Origin of the sequence: Sphingomonas sp. S-NIH.Pt3_0716 (assembly GCF_003950715.1) — a bacterium.
GTDB classification, from domain to species: Bacteria; Pseudomonadota; Alphaproteobacteria; order Sphingomonadales; family Sphingomonadaceae; genus Sphingobium; species Sphingobium yanoikuyae_A.
In genome coordinates this window covers 1-674 of the sequence record NZ_QLJK01000128.1, presented here as the reverse complement: position 1 = coordinate 674, position 674 = coordinate 1, and the positions used below count along the sequence as shown (strand labels likewise).

At 73.1% G+C, this 674-nt stretch carries 1 pseudogene; it reads left to right on the top strand.

The window, feature by feature from the left end:
* Positions 1-190 precede the first annotated feature (190 nt).
* Positions 191-674, top strand: a pseudogene (locus BRX37_RS26415) (hypothetical protein); the annotation flags it as partial.

Genomic DNA, 674 nt, shown 5'->3' with positions numbered 1-674 from the left:
CCCCTCCCTGGAAGGGAGGGGCTATGCCTTGTTTCCACCCAAAGCTACCACCCCACCCCAGTTCGCAGCCCCCTCGCCACGCCCTCTCCGCGAAGCGGGCACAATGCCGCCCCCTCTGGCCGCGCCCCGGCTTTTCGCCTATGCTTCGCCATGGCGCGCGCACGCGTGACGCCCCATGGCGGGAGGGTTCATGGCAGGACATTCGGCATTCCCCTCATTCCCGCTGCGCTGCGGCCTGTCGCTCGCCCTGCTGGCCGCCATCCCGGCCCGGTCGCAGGATCATCCGCCCGCACCGGCCGCCGCCTCCCCCGCCGACGATGAGATCGTCGTCATCGCCCGCAAGATGCGCCAGGTGAAGATCGATTATGCCGCCTTGGGCACCGACCTGCGCCAATGCGTCATCACCCGTTCCAGCGGCGATGCCCGGATCGACCGGATCATGTGCGCGATGCTCAGCGCCTGCGTGCGCGAAGGCGTCAGCGATCCGGCCGGTGGCAAGGCCTGCATAAACGCCAAGATCGCCAGTTTCGAGGATGAGGTCGTGCCGGTGCCTGCGCCCCTGCCCCCGCACCCCCCCGCCCCCCACCCCGCCGTCGACGGCCGCCCCCGCCCCCCCCGCGCCCCCCCCCCCCTCCCCCCCACCGCCCCCCCCCCCCCCCCCCCCCCCCCCCCCC